This is a genomic window from Streptomyces sp. NPDC038707 (assembly GCF_040636485.1).
GTDB lineage: Bacteria > Actinomycetota > Actinomycetes > Streptomycetales > Streptomycetaceae > Streptomyces.
Genome location: NZ_JBEZUP010000045.1, coordinates 1 through 16901, shown reverse-complemented (window position 1 = coordinate 16901; position 16901 = coordinate 1). Strand labels below are relative to the sequence as shown.

At 69.8% G+C, this 16901-nt stretch carries 26 protein-coding genes and 1 other RNA gene; 24 read left to right on the top strand and 3 right to left on the bottom strand.

Features of this window, described 5'->3' with window-relative positions; all coding sequences use genetic code 11:
- Nucleotides 1-35: 35 nt before the first annotated feature.
- Nucleotides 36-437, top strand: an RNA gene (rnpB, locus tag AB0E62_RS36020) — RNase P RNA component class A.
- Between the two features lie 9 nt (nucleotides 438-446).
- Here the strand turns inward: rnpB and AB0E62_RS36015 are convergent.
- From AB0E62_RS36015 to AB0E62_RS36005, 3 genes are all read right to left on the bottom strand, one after another.
- The gene (locus tag AB0E62_RS36015; protein ID WP_362203941.1) at nucleotides 447-1814 is read right to left on the bottom strand and encodes a site-specific integrase; all 1368 of its coding nucleotides are present in this window, start codon (nucleotides 1812-1814) and stop codon (nucleotides 447-449) included.
- Between the two features lie 16 nt (nucleotides 1815-1830).
- On the bottom strand, nucleotides 1831-2274 hold the full coding sequence (locus AB0E62_RS36010) for a hypothetical protein (protein ID WP_362203938.1): 444 nt from the start codon (nucleotides 2272-2274) through the stop codon (nucleotides 1831-1833).
- Between the two features lie 122 nt (nucleotides 2275-2396).
- Nucleotides 2397-2834, bottom strand: a complete 438-nt coding sequence (locus AB0E62_RS36005) for a hypothetical protein (protein WP_362203935.1) — start codon at nucleotides 2832-2834, stop codon at nucleotides 2397-2399.
- Nucleotides 2835-3074: 240 nt separating this feature from the next.
- Here AB0E62_RS36005 and AB0E62_RS36000 point away from each other — a divergent pair, with 240 nt between their 5' ends.
- From AB0E62_RS36000 to AB0E62_RS35890, 23 genes are all read left to right on the top strand, one after another.
- Complete coding sequence (locus AB0E62_RS36000; RefSeq protein WP_362203932.1) at nucleotides 3075-3359, top strand: helix-turn-helix domain-containing protein; 285 nt, start codon at nucleotides 3075-3077, stop codon at nucleotides 3357-3359.
- 5 nt (nucleotides 3360-3364) lie between these two features.
- Complete coding sequence (locus tag AB0E62_RS35995; RefSeq protein ID WP_362203929.1) at nucleotides 3365-3649, top strand: helix-turn-helix domain-containing protein; 285 nt, start codon at nucleotides 3365-3367, stop codon at nucleotides 3647-3649.
- 110 nt (nucleotides 3650-3759) lie between these two features.
- The gene (locus tag AB0E62_RS35990) at nucleotides 3760-4575 is read left to right on the top strand and encodes a phage antirepressor N-terminal domain-containing protein (RefSeq protein WP_362203926.1); all 816 of its coding nucleotides are present in this window, start codon (nucleotides 3760-3762) and stop codon (nucleotides 4573-4575) included.
- Nucleotides 4572-4844, top strand: coding sequence for a hypothetical protein (locus AB0E62_RS35985; RefSeq protein WP_362203923.1), 273 nt, complete (start codon nucleotides 4572-4574; stop codon nucleotides 4842-4844). The genes AB0E62_RS35990 and AB0E62_RS35985 overlap by 4 nt, the downstream gene beginning before the upstream one ends.
- On the top strand, nucleotides 4841-5092 hold the full coding sequence (locus AB0E62_RS35980) for a hypothetical protein (RefSeq protein WP_362203920.1): 252 nt from the start codon (nucleotides 4841-4843) through the stop codon (nucleotides 5090-5092). The genes AB0E62_RS35985 and AB0E62_RS35980 overlap by 4 nt, the downstream gene beginning before the upstream one ends.
- Nucleotides 5089-5319: a hypothetical protein gene (locus AB0E62_RS35975; protein ID WP_362203917.1), complete on the top strand. Its 231-nt coding sequence runs from the start codon at nucleotides 5089-5091 to the stop codon at nucleotides 5317-5319. Before AB0E62_RS35980 ends, AB0E62_RS35975 begins: the two co-directional genes overlap by 4 nt.
- Complete coding sequence (locus tag AB0E62_RS35970) at nucleotides 5316-5564, top strand: hypothetical protein (protein ID WP_362203914.1); 249 nt, start codon at nucleotides 5316-5318, stop codon at nucleotides 5562-5564. Before AB0E62_RS35975 ends, AB0E62_RS35970 begins: the two co-directional genes overlap by 4 nt.
- A complete protein-coding gene (locus AB0E62_RS35965) occupies nucleotides 5561-5761 on the top strand; it encodes a hypothetical protein (RefSeq protein WP_362203911.1) in 201 nt (66 codons plus the stop codon). Before AB0E62_RS35970 ends, AB0E62_RS35965 begins: the two co-directional genes overlap by 4 nt.
- Nucleotides 5762-5872: 111 nt before the next feature.
- Nucleotides 5873-7051, top strand: coding sequence for a hypothetical protein (locus tag AB0E62_RS35960; protein WP_362203908.1), 1179 nt, complete (start codon nucleotides 5873-5875; stop codon nucleotides 7049-7051).
- Nucleotides 7052-7175: 124 nt separating this feature from the next.
- Nucleotides 7176-7427, top strand: coding sequence for a hypothetical protein (locus tag AB0E62_RS35955; protein WP_362203905.1), 252 nt, complete (start codon nucleotides 7176-7178; stop codon nucleotides 7425-7427).
- On the top strand, nucleotides 7424-8338 hold the full coding sequence (locus tag AB0E62_RS35950; protein ID WP_362203902.1) for a PD-(D/E)XK nuclease-like domain-containing protein: 915 nt from the start codon (nucleotides 7424-7426) through the stop codon (nucleotides 8336-8338). Before AB0E62_RS35955 ends, AB0E62_RS35950 begins: the two co-directional genes overlap by 4 nt.
- Before the next feature lie 11 nt (nucleotides 8339-8349).
- Nucleotides 8350-9114 carry an ATP-binding protein gene (locus AB0E62_RS35945; RefSeq protein ID WP_362203899.1) on the top strand — a complete coding sequence of 255 codons (765 nt, stop codon included), beginning with the start codon at nucleotides 8350-8352 and terminating at the stop codon, nucleotides 9112-9114.
- A gap of 60 nt (nucleotides 9115-9174) precedes the next feature.
- On the top strand, nucleotides 9175-9540 hold the full coding sequence (locus AB0E62_RS35940; protein WP_362203896.1) for a hypothetical protein: 366 nt from the start codon (nucleotides 9175-9177) through the stop codon (nucleotides 9538-9540).
- Nucleotides 9540-10481, top strand: a complete 942-nt coding sequence (locus AB0E62_RS35935; protein ID WP_362203893.1) for a hypothetical protein — start codon at nucleotides 9540-9542, stop codon at nucleotides 10479-10481. The genes AB0E62_RS35940 and AB0E62_RS35935 overlap by 1 nt, the downstream gene beginning before the upstream one ends.
- The gene (locus AB0E62_RS35930; protein ID WP_362203890.1) at nucleotides 10478-11425 is read left to right on the top strand and encodes a DNA cytosine methyltransferase; all 948 of its coding nucleotides are present in this window, start codon (nucleotides 10478-10480) and stop codon (nucleotides 11423-11425) included. Before AB0E62_RS35935 ends, AB0E62_RS35930 begins: the two co-directional genes overlap by 4 nt.
- Nucleotides 11426-11512: 87 nt before the next feature.
- Nucleotides 11513-12364 carry a hypothetical protein gene (locus AB0E62_RS35925; protein WP_362203887.1) on the top strand — a complete coding sequence of 284 codons (852 nt, stop codon included), beginning with the start codon at nucleotides 11513-11515 and terminating at the stop codon, nucleotides 12362-12364.
- Nucleotides 12348-12959 (top strand): DnaA/Hda family protein, encoded by a 612-nt coding sequence (locus tag AB0E62_RS35920; protein WP_362203884.1) that lies wholly within the window; start codon nucleotides 12348-12350, stop codon nucleotides 12957-12959. Before AB0E62_RS35925 ends, AB0E62_RS35920 begins: the two co-directional genes overlap by 17 nt.
- Nucleotides 12956-14320: a replicative DNA helicase gene (locus tag AB0E62_RS35915; protein WP_362203881.1), complete on the top strand. Its 1365-nt coding sequence runs from the start codon at nucleotides 12956-12958 to the stop codon at nucleotides 14318-14320. Before AB0E62_RS35920 ends, AB0E62_RS35915 begins: the two co-directional genes overlap by 4 nt.
- A gap of 281 nt (nucleotides 14321-14601) precedes the next feature.
- Nucleotides 14602-14838: a hypothetical protein gene (locus AB0E62_RS35910; protein ID WP_362203879.1), complete on the top strand. Its 237-nt coding sequence runs from the start codon at nucleotides 14602-14604 to the stop codon at nucleotides 14836-14838.
- 28 nt (nucleotides 14839-14866) lie between these two features.
- Nucleotides 14867-15061 (top strand): hypothetical protein, encoded by a 195-nt coding sequence (locus AB0E62_RS35905; RefSeq protein ID WP_362203876.1) that lies wholly within the window; start codon nucleotides 14867-14869, stop codon nucleotides 15059-15061.
- A 20-nt stretch (nucleotides 15062-15081) separates the two neighbouring features.
- On the top strand, nucleotides 15082-15939 hold the full coding sequence (locus AB0E62_RS35900) for a hypothetical protein (RefSeq protein ID WP_362203873.1): 858 nt from the start codon (nucleotides 15082-15084) through the stop codon (nucleotides 15937-15939).
- A 46-nt stretch (nucleotides 15940-15985) separates the two neighbouring features.
- Complete coding sequence (locus tag AB0E62_RS35895; RefSeq protein WP_362203870.1) at nucleotides 15986-16645, top strand: hypothetical protein; 660 nt, start codon at nucleotides 15986-15988, stop codon at nucleotides 16643-16645.
- A 9-nt stretch (nucleotides 16646-16654) separates the two neighbouring features.
- Nucleotides 16655-16901, top strand: a 247-nt coding sequence (locus AB0E62_RS35890; protein ID WP_362203867.1) for a hypothetical protein, incomplete at its 3' end; no start/stop codon positions are given.

Genomic DNA, 16901 nt, shown 5'->3' with positions numbered 1-16901 from the left:
GGGCGGCCGCCCGGTACCATGGTCCTCACGGCAGACGAGCCGGGCGGACGGCCGCGTGGAGTCCCCTAGGGGGCTTCCCGAGGAACGTCCGGGCTCCACAGGGCAGGGTGGTGGCTAACGGCCACCCGGGGTGACCCGCGGGACAGTGCCACAGAAAGCAAACCGCCAAGGACTCCGGTCCCTGGTAAGGGTGAAACGGTGGTGTAAGAGACCACCAGTGCCCAGGGTGACCTGGGCAGCTAGGTAAACCCCACCCGGAGCAAGGTCAAGAGGGGACACCCCGGTGTCCCTGCGCGGACGATCGAGGGCTGCCCGCCCGAGTCCGCGGGTAGACCGCACGAGGCCGGCGGCAACGCCGGCCCTAGATGGATGGCCGTCGCCCCGGCCGCCGCGAGGCAACCGGGGAACAGAACCCGGCGTACAGCCCGACTCGTCTGTCGCTTAGGTCACTGACCTGCGTGGGCGCTCTCAGAATCCTCGGATGATCTTGCGCTGGGGAGAATCTGGGGAGATCCACTAGCCGCAGAGACTTCGACAGCCCCCGGCGTCACCCACTCGCCGAGCGCCTCCATCCCCTTGCTCCCGGACCTCGGCATGAAGTGCACGTAGGTCCGCAGCGTGAACGCCGGATCCGAGTGCCCCAGCCACGCCGCCAGCTGCGTGACCGTCTCGCCGGCCTGCAGCACGATCGACGCGAACGTGTGCCGAGTGACGTGGAAGCCCTCCTCGCGCGGCATACCCCACCGCACCCGCTTCAGCGACTCCCGGCCCGGACGTTCCACGATCTCGACCTCCGGCGGCGGGATCAGCCCGGCCTCCAGCAGCGCAGGCTTCCAGATCCGGTCATCGAAGTACGTGCGGTTCATCGCCCCGCCGCTCTTGCCGGCCGTGCGGATCGTCGTCACCAGCAGCCGCACCGTTCGCGTCGGCCGGTCCTCCCACGCCAGGTTGGGGCGGTCGGGGTCCACCCACGGCAGCGTCACCTCGACCGTCGGAAAGAGGTCCGTGTACTCCTTCACCGCCCGGGCCAACGCGGGCGGGCACGGCGCGGTCCGCTCCTTGTTGCCCTTCGGCGGGGCGAACCCGAGCCGCGAGTGGATGCGGACCACCTGCCGCACCACATTGATCTCGTCGCCGTCGATGTCGTCCGGTGAGAAGCCGAACGCCTCACCCTGCCGCAACCCTGCCGCGATCCCAAGGTCCAACAGGATCCGGTAGCGGGCTGGCAGCGCCTTGCGGACCGCGATGACGGTCTCCGGTCTCCAGGCCTTCGCCTTCGACTTGGGCACTGTCGGCGCCTTCAAGTCCTCATCCCGGAAGGGGTTCACCGGGATGCGGCGCGCCTTGTGTGCGGCCTGCATGATGGACGAGAAGTGCCGCCACGTCGTGGACAGCGTGGACACGTCGATGTTCTTCTCGGCCGCGGCCTGCCAGGCCAGCACCTCGTCGTGGCCGATGCGGTTCAGCGGGAGGTGCCCGACATGCGGCAGGATGTGCTTGAACACCCGGGGCTGCATGGACTGCTTGGTGCCGGGCGCCTTGCGCAGGGTCGGCCACCAGTGCTTCTCGACGTACTCGCGCAGCGTGATGTCGCCGTCGCGTGGGTCGTAGAACGTGCCGCGGGTGGAATCGGTCTGGGAGCCGGCCAGCCACTTCTTGGCGTCGGCCTCGCGCTCGAATGACCGGTCCCGGACACCGGGGATGCCGGCGACGCGCCAGCGTTTGCCCTTGCCGTACCGCGCGGTCTTGCGTTTCCTGCCGGTGGCCGGGTCGGGCTTCCTGGTGTACCAGCGGTCTTCGATGTATCCCGGCACCGCTGCCCCCGTTCGTTCAGACCTGGCTCATCGGCCCTGCGCTGTGGTCGATGATCTCACCAGCGAACATCTGGAACCAGCAGCCTCGGTCGAGGAAGTCCCGTACCGCCGGGTTCATGGCGGCGGCGAACTGTTCGGTCGTCATGGCGGCGGCCACGTAGATGCGCACGACTCCCCGGTCCTCGGCTATGCCGATGTCGTCGGAGAACCCGGGGACCAGCGTGAACTCCAGCCGGAGCGGGCGGTCGGGGGTATGACGGGATACGATCTCGTGGCCCCACAGCTGATACCAGTCGGCGCGCGACAGGAACTGTGCCATCTCGGTGTTGAGCTGCTCGATGACGTTTTTGAGCGGTTCGCGTCTGTCCACCGTGACGTGGATGGCTCCCCGCTCCTCGTCGATCCGGGCGATGCGTCCTGGTTCGAGGTCACTGGTGGCTTCGTAGGTGACGTGCAGCATGAACCCTCCCCGCGGTGCAACAGTGCACATGGAGCCACAACGGCCAAATATGCACGGTTGGTGAAGGGTACGTCGCCTGAAGTGATCAGACAATCCGCTTGGTGTCGGGCTCCCGGCTGTCGCTACTCGCCTGACTCGCGCCGGGTTCGCTCCGCCGCCTCAATCATCGCCTGCCACTTGCGCTTCTCCGAGTCAGGCATGCCCGCCAGGTGGCTCACGATGATGCGGACCGTGTCGCCATAGCCGGCCAGATCGGTCGACTCGTACATCAGCCACTGCCTGGCGGTGGCCTCTTGTACGTGCCGGAACGGTTTGCGCAGGGCGGCGGCAATAGCCCGCATCATCGGCACGGTGGGCGGGTTGGCCGGCGGGTTCTTCACCACGCGCTGCAGGTACGGCTTGGAGACGGTTTCGCCGGTCTCTGGGTCGATGGCGCGTTCCGCGAGCTTCCCGTAGGAGTCGCCCTTGTCGAGTGCGTCCTGGATGAGCTGAGAGAGTGCACCAATGGGCGCAGGCTGCTGGGCCGCGCCTTGGTCAGGGGCGGTGGCCGCTGCCGTCATGTCCTCGTCCTCTCGCGTCACTGTCACACCGGCTGTCTCTGGGGATACGGATGGGCGCGCGCAAATTACCAGCTCAGTCCGTACAACCATCTCGCGTTGGAGACGGATCGTCTACAGAAGCACTCTATCGCGCCATGATCTCTATCGGTTCCCGCCAGTCGAACGTCCAGATGAGTAGACGATTCGTCTCTGTCATGCTTAACTCATCCCATCAAGGCACTCCGCACCTCGGGGGATCCATTGAGTCGTCGCTACATGCTCCGCAACGCCCAGATCTTCAAATGGATCATGGAGAACCCCGGTCGCGGAAAGCCCTACTCGATACGCGCCCTGGCCGACACCAGCGGCGTGAACCGCAACACCATCGAGAAGCTGGCCAAGGGGACCCAGAAGTCCGCCGACATCAACGACGCCCACTCCCTCGTGGAGGCCCTCGGCGTCGGCATACTCGTCCTCTTCATGCCCCCAGCGTCTCCAGAACTGGACGACACGTCTACCGAAAGCACCCCCACCGCAAAGGAGTAACCAGCGTGTACAGGAAGGGACCCAAGCCCAGTCCCCCCGCCGGCTGCCTCTGGATCGAACAGGCAGCCATCCACCTCGGCCTCACCATCGGAACGCTCCGCAAGTGGCGCCTCATCGGCAAGGACGTCGACAACGGCATGCACAGCTTCAAGATCGGTGGCTACATCGCCTACCGGGTCGCCGAGCTGGACGCCTACCTCGAAGGCCAGTACCAGGCGGCGCGCATGCCCGACGCCGACCGACTGCACGAGTCTCGCCCGGCGGAGCCCCGCCTCCAGCCCGCCGCCTGAGCCGGCCCGCGCCGCCGCCTGACGCGGCACGCAAAGAGGCCGCCCCGAATGCGACCCCGGGACGACCTCGCGATCCCCAACCAGAACGCACGAAGCGAAAGGGACCGCCTGTGTCCATTCTGCCTCACGAGTCGACCAAGGTCGTGAAACTCGACCTGTCGGCCGGCTCCATCCACACCACGCTGGTCGACGGCCAGCCGCACGTCATCCTCAAGCCAGCCGTCGAAGCACTCGGGCTGGACTACTCGACTCAGCTGGCCAAGCTGCGCCAACGCTCCTGGGCAACCGTGGGGCAGAGCCCCATGGTTGCGGAGGACGGCAAGACTCGCTCCATGGCCGTCGTGCCGGTGCGCACCTTCCTGATGCTGCTCGCCACGGTCAACGAGAACCGCGTCGCCGAGGGACTCCGCCCGACGCTGGTCGCCTTCCAGAACGAGACCGCCGACGCGATCGAGGGGTACTGGACCGAGGGCGGCGCGATCAACCCGCGGGCCACCGAGGACCAGCTCGATTCGCTGATCTCCCGGGCGAAGCAGCAGGCCGAGGTGCTGTCCATCCTCTCCGGCATCGTCGCGCCGGACTGGCTGGAGACGAAGGCCCGGCTGGTCGCCGCCCGGGCGCTGGGCGAGGAGCCGGAGGTCGACCCGCTCGACGTGCCCCTGTACGTCCCCGACTTCCTGAAGGGCAAGGGCCTGCGGCGCCGCGAGATCGACTCGGTCCAGTCCTGGTTCGGCCGCCGGGCCGCCGCCATCCACAAGGAGCGGACTGGCGAGGAGATCGGGAAGCGCCAGTCGGAGCTGCCGAACGGCACGGTCCGCGAGACGAAGGCGTGGACGGTGCGGCACCGGCCCGTGTTCGAGGAGACCTGGGACCGCTATTACGCTGCGGCGTTCCCCACCCAGCTCGGTCTCGGGGAGGCGTCGTGAACAGCCTGATGCCGAAGACGTCGCCGCACGTGTACGAGCCGCTGCCGTCCGGGGTGCGCGCGTTCGCCGAGCGCCACATGCCGGCCCACGTGGTCGCGGCCGAGCTGCAGATGCGCTCCGCCGACCGGGAGCTGAACCGCCCCTGCAACCCGCTGTCGGTGGAGGACGTGGCCGACCGCGAGGACGTCCTCGCGATGCACCGCCGCGCCGACAAGACCGTCTCGTCCAACCCGGAGCGCATGGGCTCCCACCTGAGGAGCCTGGCATGAGCGAGTTCGGCAACCCCCGCACCGACGTGCGCCAGGCCCTGGCCCGGGCGGGCTGGCGGGAGGACTCCCGGGGCCGGCTGGCCGCGGCGAACGGCACGGTGTGGTCCGAGGTCGACGACCTGTACGACTCAGGCTTGGACGGGCCCGGTGGCGCCTGGTCCTGGTCGGTGCACTTCGACAGCGACGTCCCCGCCGCCGTGATCGTGGCCGCGTGCCTCGCCGCAGCCGGACAGGCCGTGACCCGATGACCACGGACCTGTCCCGCCTCAACGCCGACCTCCGTGACGCCATGCGGGAGTGGATCGCTGCCGCTACGAGCGGAGACGCCGCTGCCCGTCTGCAGGCCCTGCTCGCCGAGCCGCCCGCCGGCCACACCGCCACCCCGCAGCCCGATGACTGGTACGAGGCCGTGTTCGACGCCATGGCCTGCGCCCATCCCGACCGCTGCACATGCATGCCGAAGGAGGCGAAGTGAGCGACCGAGTGCTGACCGCCGACGAGCGCGCCGAGCGGCTGCGAGAGCTTCGAGGCCGGGAGGCCGCTCGCAAGCTCAGCATGGGGGCGAGGACGCTGATGGAGCTGCCGTTGCAGCGCCGTATCGCCTTCGCCATCTACGACCCCGGCGCCATCACCCCGCGCGGCGACAACTACCGGGAGCCGATGCACCGATGGCAGGCCCGCGCCGTCACCTACGTCCTTGACTCGGAGCCTGTCCGGTGACGGCGCCGCTGGATCTGCCGTCGATGCCGGCCGACGCGGACCCGGTGATACTGCCCGGCCTGCTGTCCGGCCTCGGCATCACCCCGCGCCGGGCACCCGCATGGATCACCGACCCGGGTCTGATCGACGACATCCTCTCCGGCCACGCCGACATCCCCGCCGACCTCTACGGCGACGAACCGCCGTCCGGCCACTGACCCGCCGGCCCGGCGGTGACCACCCGCCCCGCCAGGCCGGCGCCCAAGCAGAAGCCCCGAGCGCGGCAGACGCCCGGGGATCCACCACCAGCATCCCACGGAGGGATCACCTTGTCCGTCACCATCAACGCCCACCAACTGAAGCTGCTCCTCGACCAGACGGCCGACCACATGGGCCACGAGGACGTCGAACCGCTGCACGGCATCCGGCTCGACGTCGACAGTCAGTACCTGTATGCCGTCGCCTCCGACCGGTTCACCCTCGCCGCGGCCCGCTACCGGCTCGCCGACGGCGACCAGAACGAGGAGCCGTGGGCGCGCACCATCCCCGGCGACTTCGTCCCCTCTCTCCGCCAGTGGATCGACTCGCTGAAGGGCGCCGCCTACATCACCATCAACACCGTCAAGGACCGGGTCGTCTTCGACGGGCCGCTCGCCGACCTCACCGTGGCCACCAACACCGCGCTGGAGTTCCCCGACTGGCGGGGCCTGCTCCGTACCATCGCCGCACAGACCGTCGAAGGCGAGCCGTTCCCGGCTCTCAACACCGGCTATCTGCCGCGGTGGGCTGCCATCCAGCAGAGCCTCCGTGTCCGCGTCACCGCCGACCGCAAGGCCGTCCTGTTCTTCGGTGAAAACTTCATCGGCGCCCAGATGCCCACCAACGGTGGCAGCATCGGCCCGGCCAAGGGACAGACCTTCAAGTCCGCACACGACCTGTGGCTGTGGACCCTCGCCGCGGGCGCAGCGGACGTCGACATGGAGAGCCTGCCGCAGCCGGAACCGTCCCGCTACGAAGCCACCCGAGACATCCGTGAGACCGCCGCCAACCTGCTCCGCGGCGTCCTGGACTCCACGACGAACGCCTACAACTGCGACTTCGACGGCGACCGCGACGCGTGGTTCGCGCACATCAGCCGGGGCGTCTCGGACTGGATGGCCTACCGGTTCCTCGACGCACTGCACCAGGTCGACCCGCGGGCCGCCCAGCAGGTCGTCAACGACACCGCCGAGGAGCTGGACTCTGGCGAACTGGGCGAGTGGGCATGGGACATGGCCGAAAAGGCTGGCTTCGACCCGCAGAAGTGGAGCGACGAGCACGAGAAGCGCCTCGCAAAGCAGACGGCTGAGGAGCCCCGCAAGTGGGCCGTCCAGCTGGCGCTCGCCTTGAACCACGCAAAGAGCGCCGGGATCGGCTTCCGTGTCGAAGACAACCCGTTCGTCACCTACGACGCCGAGTCCGACGAGTGGAAGGCCGTCAAGCCGCAGCCTGCCGAGACCACCGCCTGACCGGCAGCCCCCCCAGCCCGCCGTGTCGAGCGCCCCCCTCGCGCTCCGCGGCCTCCGAGGCGGCTGGCCCCACACCCCCAGTCCGGGGCCAGCCGCCACCCCCAGCACACCCACAGGAGCCTCCATGAACGCCAAGCGCCCCAGGATCCCGCGCGAGGTCGCCTGCCACGTCCTCTCCCATTTCGGTCGCGGCGGCTACCCGGCCGGCGACTGGACCGAAGCCCTGATCACCCTGATCGACCGCGCCGACGCCGTGAACCGAGCCAAGCTTTGCTCGACGTTCCCCGCCTACGGCGACGCCATCCTCCTCGCCAAGTACGACGAGAACGGCATCGCGGTCCTCCAGGCCATCGCCGGCGGGCAGGTCGCCGCGTGAGCCCGCTCGCCTGCCGCCAGTGCGGCTCCACCGACGGGCCGTTCGTGCCGGCCACCGGCCTCTGCGAGGACTGCGAGGGCGGGCCCGGAACTGCGCCGGTCGACATCGAGCCCGGCCTGTACGACATCCCCGCCGAGCAGTACCACTCCGACCCCATCTCCGGCGGCAGCCTCTCCTCAACCGGCGCCCGCACCCTCGTGAAGCACTGTCCCGCCGTCTTCAAGTGGCAGCTCGACCACCCCCAGCCCCACACCAAGGCACTCGACCTCGGCACCGCCGCCCACAAGCTCGTACTCGACGACGGCCCCGAGCTCGTCCTCGTCGACGCCCCACGGTGGGACACCGACAGCATCAAGGCCGAGGTCGCCGCCATACGCGCCGCCGGTGACATCCCCCTCAAGCGCCACGAGCTGGAGCAGGTCCACTCGATGGCCGCCGCGCTACGCGCCAACGAGGAAGCGGCCGAGCTGCTGGAGCCCGGCTCCGGGCTCGCCGAGATGTCCGCCTTCTGGGAGGACAACGGCATCTGGCGTCGGGCCCGCTTCGACTTCCTCCGCAACGACGGCCAGATCGTCGACTACAAGACCGCCCGGTCCTGCCGCCGGGAGGACCTGGAGAAGGCGTTCTCCGAGCACGGCTACCACCAGCAGCAGGACTGGTACGAGGAGGCCGGCGCAGTCCTCGACCTGGCCGACCCCGAGCAGCCCATGCAGTTCGTGGTGCAGGAGAAAGACCCGCCCTACCTGGTGGTCGTCACGACCTGCGACCCGATGGCCCGCGGCATCGGCCGCCACCTCAACGAGGTCGCCCTCAACACCTACGCCATCTGCCGCGAACGCGACGAATGGCCCGGCTACTTGCCGAACCCGATGATCTCGCTCCCCGCCTGGGTCGAGCGCCAGTACGCCTAGGAGTAACCCGCATGTCCCAGCTCCCGCCGCCCATCCGCACCGGCCGCTCGGACGCCGAACAGAACGGCTCCTCGCAGCAGTTCACCTTTCGGCCCGCGAGCAAGGCCGGCCGCAAGGCCCGCCTGTCCATCCAGGGCATGTCCGGCTCCGGCAAAACCTGGACCGGCCTGTCCATCGCACACGGCCTGTCCGAAGGTCAGAAGTTCGGCGTCATCGACACCGAGCGGGGAGCCGCCAGCCTGTACGCCGGACACCGCGGTCTCCAGTTCGACACCTTGCCGATGGAGCGCTACGACCCCCGCGACCTCGGCCGCGCCCTCGACGCCGCCGCCCAGGCCGGCTACCCGACCGTCTTCGTCGACAGCCTCTCCCATTTCTGGAAGGGCACCGACGGCACCCTCGAACAGGTCGAGAAGGCCAAGGCCAAGTACGGCGGAAACAAGTTCGCCGGCTGGAAGGACGGCACCCCGCTCCAGAACGACATGGTCGCCGCCATCCTCGACTACCCCGGCCACGTCGTCTGCTCAATGCGCTCCTACACCGAGTGGGTGCTGGTGAACGGCAAGCCCGAGCGGGTCGGCATGCGGCCCGAGCAGCGCAAGGGCATCGAGTACGAGTTCGACGTCGCCGTGGCGATGGACTTGGAGAACACGCTTGAAGTTCTCAAGTCCCGCTGCCCCGCCCTCAACCGGCAGGTCATCAAGCGGCCCAACGGGGCCCGCGACATCGCCGGCCCGCTGCTCGCCTGGCTCGCCGAGCCGCAGCCCACCGAGTAACCGCCGAGGCGCCGGCCGCGCCCGAATCGCGGCCGGTCTCCTCAGAACTAGGAGACCACGATGACACAGCTCCAGCTGCCGATCACACCGCAAGGCGCCGTCTCCGCCGCCGCCGGCGAGACCGCGAAAGCCGACGGCATCGCCCGGGTCGCCGCGAACACCCCGCCGGACTGGGCGACCGCCTGCCGGGCCGCCATAGAGCTCATGGCCCGCCGCGGCACCCCGTTCCAGGCCGCCGACCTCATCGCCGAAGGCCTCGTCGACGAACCCGACCACACCGCCCGCTGGGGCGCCGCCTTCATGGCCGCCGCGAAGGCCGGCGTCATCGAGCACGCCGGCGTCGTCCCCTCCCGCCGCGCCACCGTCCACCGCTCCCTGTGCCGCCAGTGGATCGGCACCACCGCATACCGGAAGGAGGCCGCGTGATGCCGACCGAGCAGGCCATCCGGGAGGCCAAGAACCGCTGGGCCCGGCGCCGCCGTCGGCTCATCGGCTACGGCCAGTGGCAGCCCTTCACCGACGCCGCACGCGTCCGCGAGCACGTCCTCGCCATCCAGGCCACCGGCATGGGCCTGGCCGGCATCGCCAAGCACACCAGTGTCGGCATCGGCACCCTCGAGTACCTGCTCTACCGCAAGGACCAGTACGGGCCCGCCGCGGCCATCCGCACCGAGAGCGCACAAGCCCTGCTGGCCTACTGGCCGGCCCTGGACGACTACGAAGACGGCGCCAACATCGACGCCACCGGCACCCGTCGGCGGCTCCAGGCGCTCGCCAAGATGGGTTGGTCCTCCAAGGCCATCCACCAGCGCATCGACTGCTCAAGCGTGCAGACTCTCGAGCGGCTCCGCTACCGGACCAAGGTCACCGCCAAGCTCGCCCGCGCCATCCGCGACGTCTACAACGACCTCTCCGCCAAGGCCGCGGAGGAACACGGCGTACACCCCTCCATCGCCTCGCGCAGCCGTACCTACGCCACCCGGTACGGCTGGGCCGGTCCCGAAGCGTGGGACCCCGACACCATCGACGACCCCGACGCCAAGCCGGACTGGACCGGGCACTGCGGCACCGACCGCGGCTGGTGGCTGCACCGCCTGGAAGGTATCCCCGTCTGCCAGCCGTGCGAGGCGGCACACGGGCAGTGGAAGGCCGAACGCGCCCACCTGACGCACAGCGAACGGTGGCGCGAGCTGGCACAGGCCCGCGGCGAGGCCCGCAGCCGGGAAGTCGACCTGGCCCACGACGGGCGCGAACTCCTGCGGCACGGCGTCGACATCGAGCGGGTCGCCGAACGCCTCGGGGTGACCCGCAACCACCTGCAGCAGGCCATGCTCCGCCACTCGGCAGACGAGGCGGTGGCAGCGTGATCGTCCACGGCTTCGCCGGCATCGGCTGGACGGAGGCCCTCGCCCATCTCGGCCTCCACGACATTGGCCTCGAGCTCGACTGGGCTGCCTGCCTCACCCGCATCGCCGCCGGGCACACCACCATCCACTGCGACGTCACCCAGTACCCGACGGCGCCGTTCAAGGGCCGCACCACCGGGAAGATCGACAGCCCGCCCTGCCCCGGCTTCGGCAAGTCCGGGAAGAAGCTCGGCCTCCGCGACCTGCCCCTCGTCCACCAGGCCATCGACGACCTCGCCCACGGCCGCGACACCCGGGCCCGGATCGGCGCCGCCTGCCTCGACGACCGGTCCATCCTCACTGCGGAGCCGATGCGCTGGCACTACGACCTGCGGCCCGAGTGGATCGCGATGGAGCAGGTGCCGTCCGTCCTCCCGGTGTGGGAGCAGTACGCGGAGATCCTCACCCGGTGGGGGTACAGCACCGCCACCGGCGTGCTGGACGCCGCCGACTACGGGCTCGGCCAGCGCCGCCCCCGTGCCGTGCTGATCGCGTCCCGGGTTCGTGAGGTGGCGCTGCCGGCGCCGACGCACGGCGGGCCTGGCCAGCCGCCGCTCACCGCGATGACGGACGTCATCGGCTGGGGCTACACCCAGCGGCCGGCGCCCACCGTCACAGGCGGCGGCACCGCAACCGGCGGCGCGGAGCCCTTCGGCAACGGCACCCGGCAGGCGATGCGGAAGACGATCGGCAGCCCGCTGTGGAAGGACCGGGAGCTGCCGCACCTCCGCCCCACAATCGCCGAGTGCGCGAAGCTCCAAGGCTTCCGGCCCGGCCTGAAGTTCCACGGCCGCCAGGGCCAGCAGCACTTGATCGTCGGCAACGCAGTCCCGGTCCCGCTCGCCGACGCCGTCATCCGCGCGGCTGCCGGCGTCGGCGAGCGGGACCTCCGGGCCGCCGCGTGACCGCGGGCCGCCGGCCACGCGACCGGCCCTAACCAGCAGCACACCCCACCCCAGCCGCCATCCGAGCGTTTGAAAGAAGACCACCCCATGGCACGGATCCGCTCGATCAAGCCGGAGTTCTTCACCTCCCTCACGATCGCCGAGCAGCCGCTGTCCGCGCGCCTCACCTTCATCGGCCTGTGGACCTACGTCGACGACAACGGCGTCGGCCAGGCGGACCCGCGTCTCATCCGGGCCGCCATCTGGCCCCTCGAAGAGGCTCCGGACATCCTCCAGAGGACTCGCGAGGATCTCCAGAGCCTTCAGGAAGGCCGCCTCATCACTCTGTACGAGGCTTCAGGACGGCCTCTCGTGTACGTCAACAGCTGGACCGAGCACCAAAAAGTCAGCCACCCGCGGAAGCCTCGATTCCCCACGCCATGCGAGGTACGGCAAGCCTCTGACCTGCACACTTCCGACTCTCCGGAGGATTACCGGAGGACTCCGGAAACCCTCCAGAGTCCTCCGGAGGATGACGCCCCTGAGCAGGGAGCAGGGAGCAGGGAGCAGGGAAAAGGAATAGAGGGAAATCCGGAGCCTCCGGCATCCGACGAAACCTCACCCCGCCTCGACGTCGAACGCGTCTGCCAGCACCTGGCCGCCGTCATCGAGAAAGGCGGCGGCAAGAAGCCGCGCATCACCAAGACGTGGCGCAACGACATCCGGCTGCTGCTCGACGTTGACGGCGTAACCCCCGACCAGGCCATCGCCGCCATCGACTGGGCCCACGCCGACGACTTCTGGCAGGCGCACATCCTCAGCCCCGGAAAGCTCCGCGCCAAGTACGAAACCCTCCGCCGGCAGGCCCTGGTGCAGCAGCGCAAGAACCGCCCGGCCGGCCCGACCACCGCACCCCGCGAGATCCCCGAGGAGGAGATCCCCGATGCCCTCAAGTTCTGACCCGACCGCCCGGCAGTCCTGGATCGCCGAACGCCGCGACGCCGCCGTTGCCACCTTCACCGCCAAGATCCCCGGCATCTACCAGCCGCGCATCGAACTCGACCCGGCCGTCGCCAAGTGGGCCACCGGCCACGCCGACTGCCCCAGCCTGTTCCTGACCGGGCCCATCGGGGTCGGTAAGACGCACTCCGCCTGGCAGGCCACCCGCCAGTGGGTGCACACCCAGTTCGGCGCCGACTACCGCGGCACCCCCGTCGTCGAGATCTTCCGCTCCACCGCACTGTTCGACGCGCTTCGCCCGGACGCCCACCACGGCTCGGGCCGCGCGCTTGTCAAGCAACTGCAGAGGGTCGACCTGCTGTTCATCGACGACCTTGCCGCAGCCCGCCCCTCCGCGTGGACGCAGGAGCGGCTGTACGAGATTTTCGACGAGCGGTACGTCAACCGCCGCCCAGTGATCATCACCTGTGATGTGCTGCCGGCCGAGCTTGCCGAGGTCGTCGGTGACCGCGTCCGGTCCCGCCTCGCCGAGATGTGCCGCGGCGGTGTCGTCCTCCTCCAGGGCGCCGACCGCCGCCGGGGAGCCGCCGCGTGAGCAGCGACCTGTGGGACGCCCCCATCGACGAGCCGCAGCCGCTGGCCGATCGACCCGCCGAACTCGACTCCGAGCGCGTCATCGCCGCCAACGTCATGGACCGGCCCGAACTCATCGACGAGATCGCCGCTGAGTTCGATCCGGCCGACATCACCACCGACTGGTACCGGTGGGTGTGGCACGCCGTCGACGAGATTCGTCAGACCCTCACGACCGGCGACATCCGCTGGCAGTCCGTCCACCGCCAGCTCGCCGCCTGGAAAGCGTCCGGATACCTGCCCATCCCGTGCCCCAGTGAGGCGCAGCTTGCCGATCTGTACCGGTGCGCCACACCGGGAACCACCGGATGGCACGCCGACAAGGTCACCAAGGCGGCCGAGGCCAGCCGGCTCATCGCCCACGGCCACAACTGTGTCGCCCGCGGCCGGTCCGCTGCCTTCGACCGCGACGAAGACATCCCCGCCGCCCAGGCCGAGCTCGACGGCGTCGTCCGCTCCGGCGAGCAGGCCGAACTGTCCACGATCGGCGACCTGCTCGGCGACTCCCTGGTCCGCGCCGTTACCAAGCCGACCAAGGAAGACCGCATTCCGACGGGTTTCCTCGATCTCGACTCGTTGCTGTGCGGTGGCTGGTCTCCCGGTCAGCTTGTCGTCGTCGGGGCCCGGCCGGCGATGGGCAAGACCACGATCGGGCAGGACTTTGTCCGTGCTGCCGCTATCGAGCACGGCATCCCGACGCTTATCGAGTCGCTGGAGATGGGCAAGCCCGAGCTGTCGGACCGGATCCTGTCCGCCGAGGCGCGCATTGCCCACCACCACTTGAAGGCGGGCATCGCTACCGACGACGACATGGCGCGGGCCGCGCGCCGGGCACCGGCCATCGCCGCGGCCCCGCTGTACATCAGTGACTCGCCGATCCTGTCGATGCCGGTGCTGCGTGGCCGGGTCCGCCACCTGGTGCGCACGGCAGGGCTTCGACTCGTGGTGGTCGACTACCTGCAGCTGATGCAGGCGCCGAAGGCGGAGAACCGGCAGCAGGCCGTTGCCGAACTGTCGCGCGGCTTAAAGCTGCTGGCCAAGGAGTTCGGCATCACCGTGGTGATCCTCTGCCAGCTCAACCGTGGGCCTGAGCAGCGCACGGAGAAGAAGCCGCTGGTGTCGGACCTGCGCGAGTCGGGTGCAATCGAGCAGGACGCCGACATCGTGATCCTCCTGCACCGGGAGGACGCCTACGAGAAGGAGTCGCCGCGGGCCGGCGAGGCAGACCTGATCGTAGGTAAGCATCGCGGCGGACCGACCGGCACGATCACGTGCGCCTTCCAGGGCCACTATTCCCGTTTTGTCGACATGGCGCAGACGTGAACGCCGATCCGACGCCCGCGGACATCGGCGCCATGCGAGAGCAAGGCGACCTTGAGGCGTACCTCAGGGCGCTCACGGGCCGCCCGGCCAAGCCGAAGCCGGCCGCTGCAGAGCCGGAGCCCCCGCTCTACCACATCCCCCGCAAGGGCGCCTGGCCGTGCGGTACCGCCCCGTCCGGGCCGACACCGCCGCCCTGCACCCACCACCCCGCCGCCTAACCCCGCGCACCACCCGGCCACCGCACCCACCGCACACCGCAACCCCAACCACCAAGGAGCACCGTGAACAGCACCCCCGACGAACTGCACGCAGCCGCCTCCGCCCTGCGCCAGGCCCGCTTCCCCGCCGCGATGACCGCCACGCCGGCCGTGGCCGCCCTGCTGAAGGCCAGGGAGCCGCTCGCCCAGTGGCTCGACTTCGAAGCCGACCTCATCAAGCAGGTGCCGGGCGCCGAACTCCGGGGCCGCACGCAGCGGGCCCTGGCCGTCGCCCGAGCACTGATCGAGCCCTCCGCCTGACCGCCCGCCTCGCACCCCTGGAGACCTGATGCCACACGACCCGCAGCCCCGGCGACACCTGCGCGACTCCGCGAAGGTCTGCCCCCACCACATCACCGTCCCCGGCGAGGGCCCGCTCCGCTGCGAACTGGACGTCGACCACGACGGACTGCACGCCCACGAGTGCATGCGCTGGGGCAGCCAGCACAGCGACCGCCGCACCCACACCCGCCCGTCCGCCTGATCACGATGAAGGAGATCGTCATGCCCGAGCCCACCCAGCCCCTCGACCTCGACGCCATCGAAGCCCGTGCTGCCGCCGCTACGCCCGGACCGTGGTGCACCGACGGTGCAGAGATCTACCAGGGCAGCGAATACCTTCCCGGCCTGTCCGCCTGGATCGGCGAGACCTGCCGCGCCGACGAGGGCGACGGAGGAAAGGCCGACGCCAGGTTCATCGCCGCGATGAGCCCGGAGACGGTCAAGGCCATGGCCGACGAAATCCGCCGCCTCCGCGCCGACGCGAGCGAGCAGCAAGCCGAGATCGCGAAACTGATCCGCTGGCACGGCGAGGACGAGACCGCGATGAAGAAGATGCGCGGCGCGATCGAGCGCCTCCGCGCCGAAAAGCGGACGCTCGGCGAACTGGCCGCCCGCCGCGAGTCCGAACTCATCGCCCTCCGCGCCCGCGTCGCCGGAATGGAGCGGCCGGCCGTCGAGAAGCAGCGCGGGGAGGTCGTTCAGTCGTTCCGCGAGTTGGCCGCCCAGTGCCGCGAGGACCGGGACTACGAGGGCGAGGCAACCGTCCTCCAGCGCCTCGAAGACCGGCAGCAGCAATGGGCACGCGAGGACGCCGCCGCGCAGTCCGCCGCCGTGGTGGCGCACGTCGTCGCCGACGACAGCGACAACCCCGACACCCTGCCGGCCTGGCTGTCCCAGCGGTTCGACCCCCGCGGCCCCGACTGGGAGCAGCTCAGCGACGACGACCGCGCCTACTGGGAGCACCACGCCCGCGCCGTCCGCCGAGCCGTCACCCGCGGCGGCTTCAAGGACCCCGCCGCCGTGCCCACCGCCGCCCGGCCGACCACGGGCCAGCGCAAGGACGACGGCTGCTGCCGCTGAGCCGCCCGGCCGTGACCACACCCACACCAACCACCAGGAGCAGCAAGTGATCGAGACTGTCCCCGAACAACTCGCGCTCCCATCCTGGGACCCTGCCACCACAGCAGATCCCTGGCAGGAACGCGCCCTCCACACCGCCCGGACTGCCATCAGCCTCGACCGATCCCCCGGCTACACCGCATTCACCACCGGGCAGCTGACCATCGACAGCGTCAGCGACACCGCCATGGCCCTCGTCACCGACAGTCCATGGGCAGCAAACGCCATGCGCACCGTCCTCATCGACGCCGGCTACGCAGTCGACAGCGACCCTGACCACACCAGCACCCGCATCACAGCGTGGGCTGTCCGCCAAGCACCCCAGGCTCCGGCCACCGACCTCGTCATCACCATGAGCACGGACGACTCCGTCAACGGCGGCCAGTTCGTACTCACCGGCCCTGACGGATGCATCGAGCAGCAGTACGGCGCCGGCGGCCACAACGACCTGGTGGCACACGCCCCGCATCCCCACCCCGGCGCTACACGCGGCGTGTGCACCAGGCACGGCGCCCTCTGCTTCACCCGCTACGCCTGGCCCCATCGCGCACGGGTCCGGCACCTCCTCGCAGCCGATACCAGCGCCTGGCGGATGACGGCCGCCGCGGACCAGCGGATGCGGGATCTGTACATCCGTCACATCCACGCCACCCGACACACCGTCTGAGGAGCATCGATGGACATCACGTTGACCATGTGGACCGTCACCGTCGGCGATGAGAATAGCCAAAGCCTCGCCGACCTGACGTTTGGCCGCGACAGTGCCCGTGCGGCTTTCGACCAGCACATGGCGCAACTGCCTGCTGAGGCGACCGTCCAGCCGAGCCCGCCCACCGGGCTGACAGCGGCCGCAGGTCTCGACTGGGTGCGGATGGAGCCCCGCCCGGTGCAGGTCTCTCTGCCCGATCTGATCTCCGCGATCG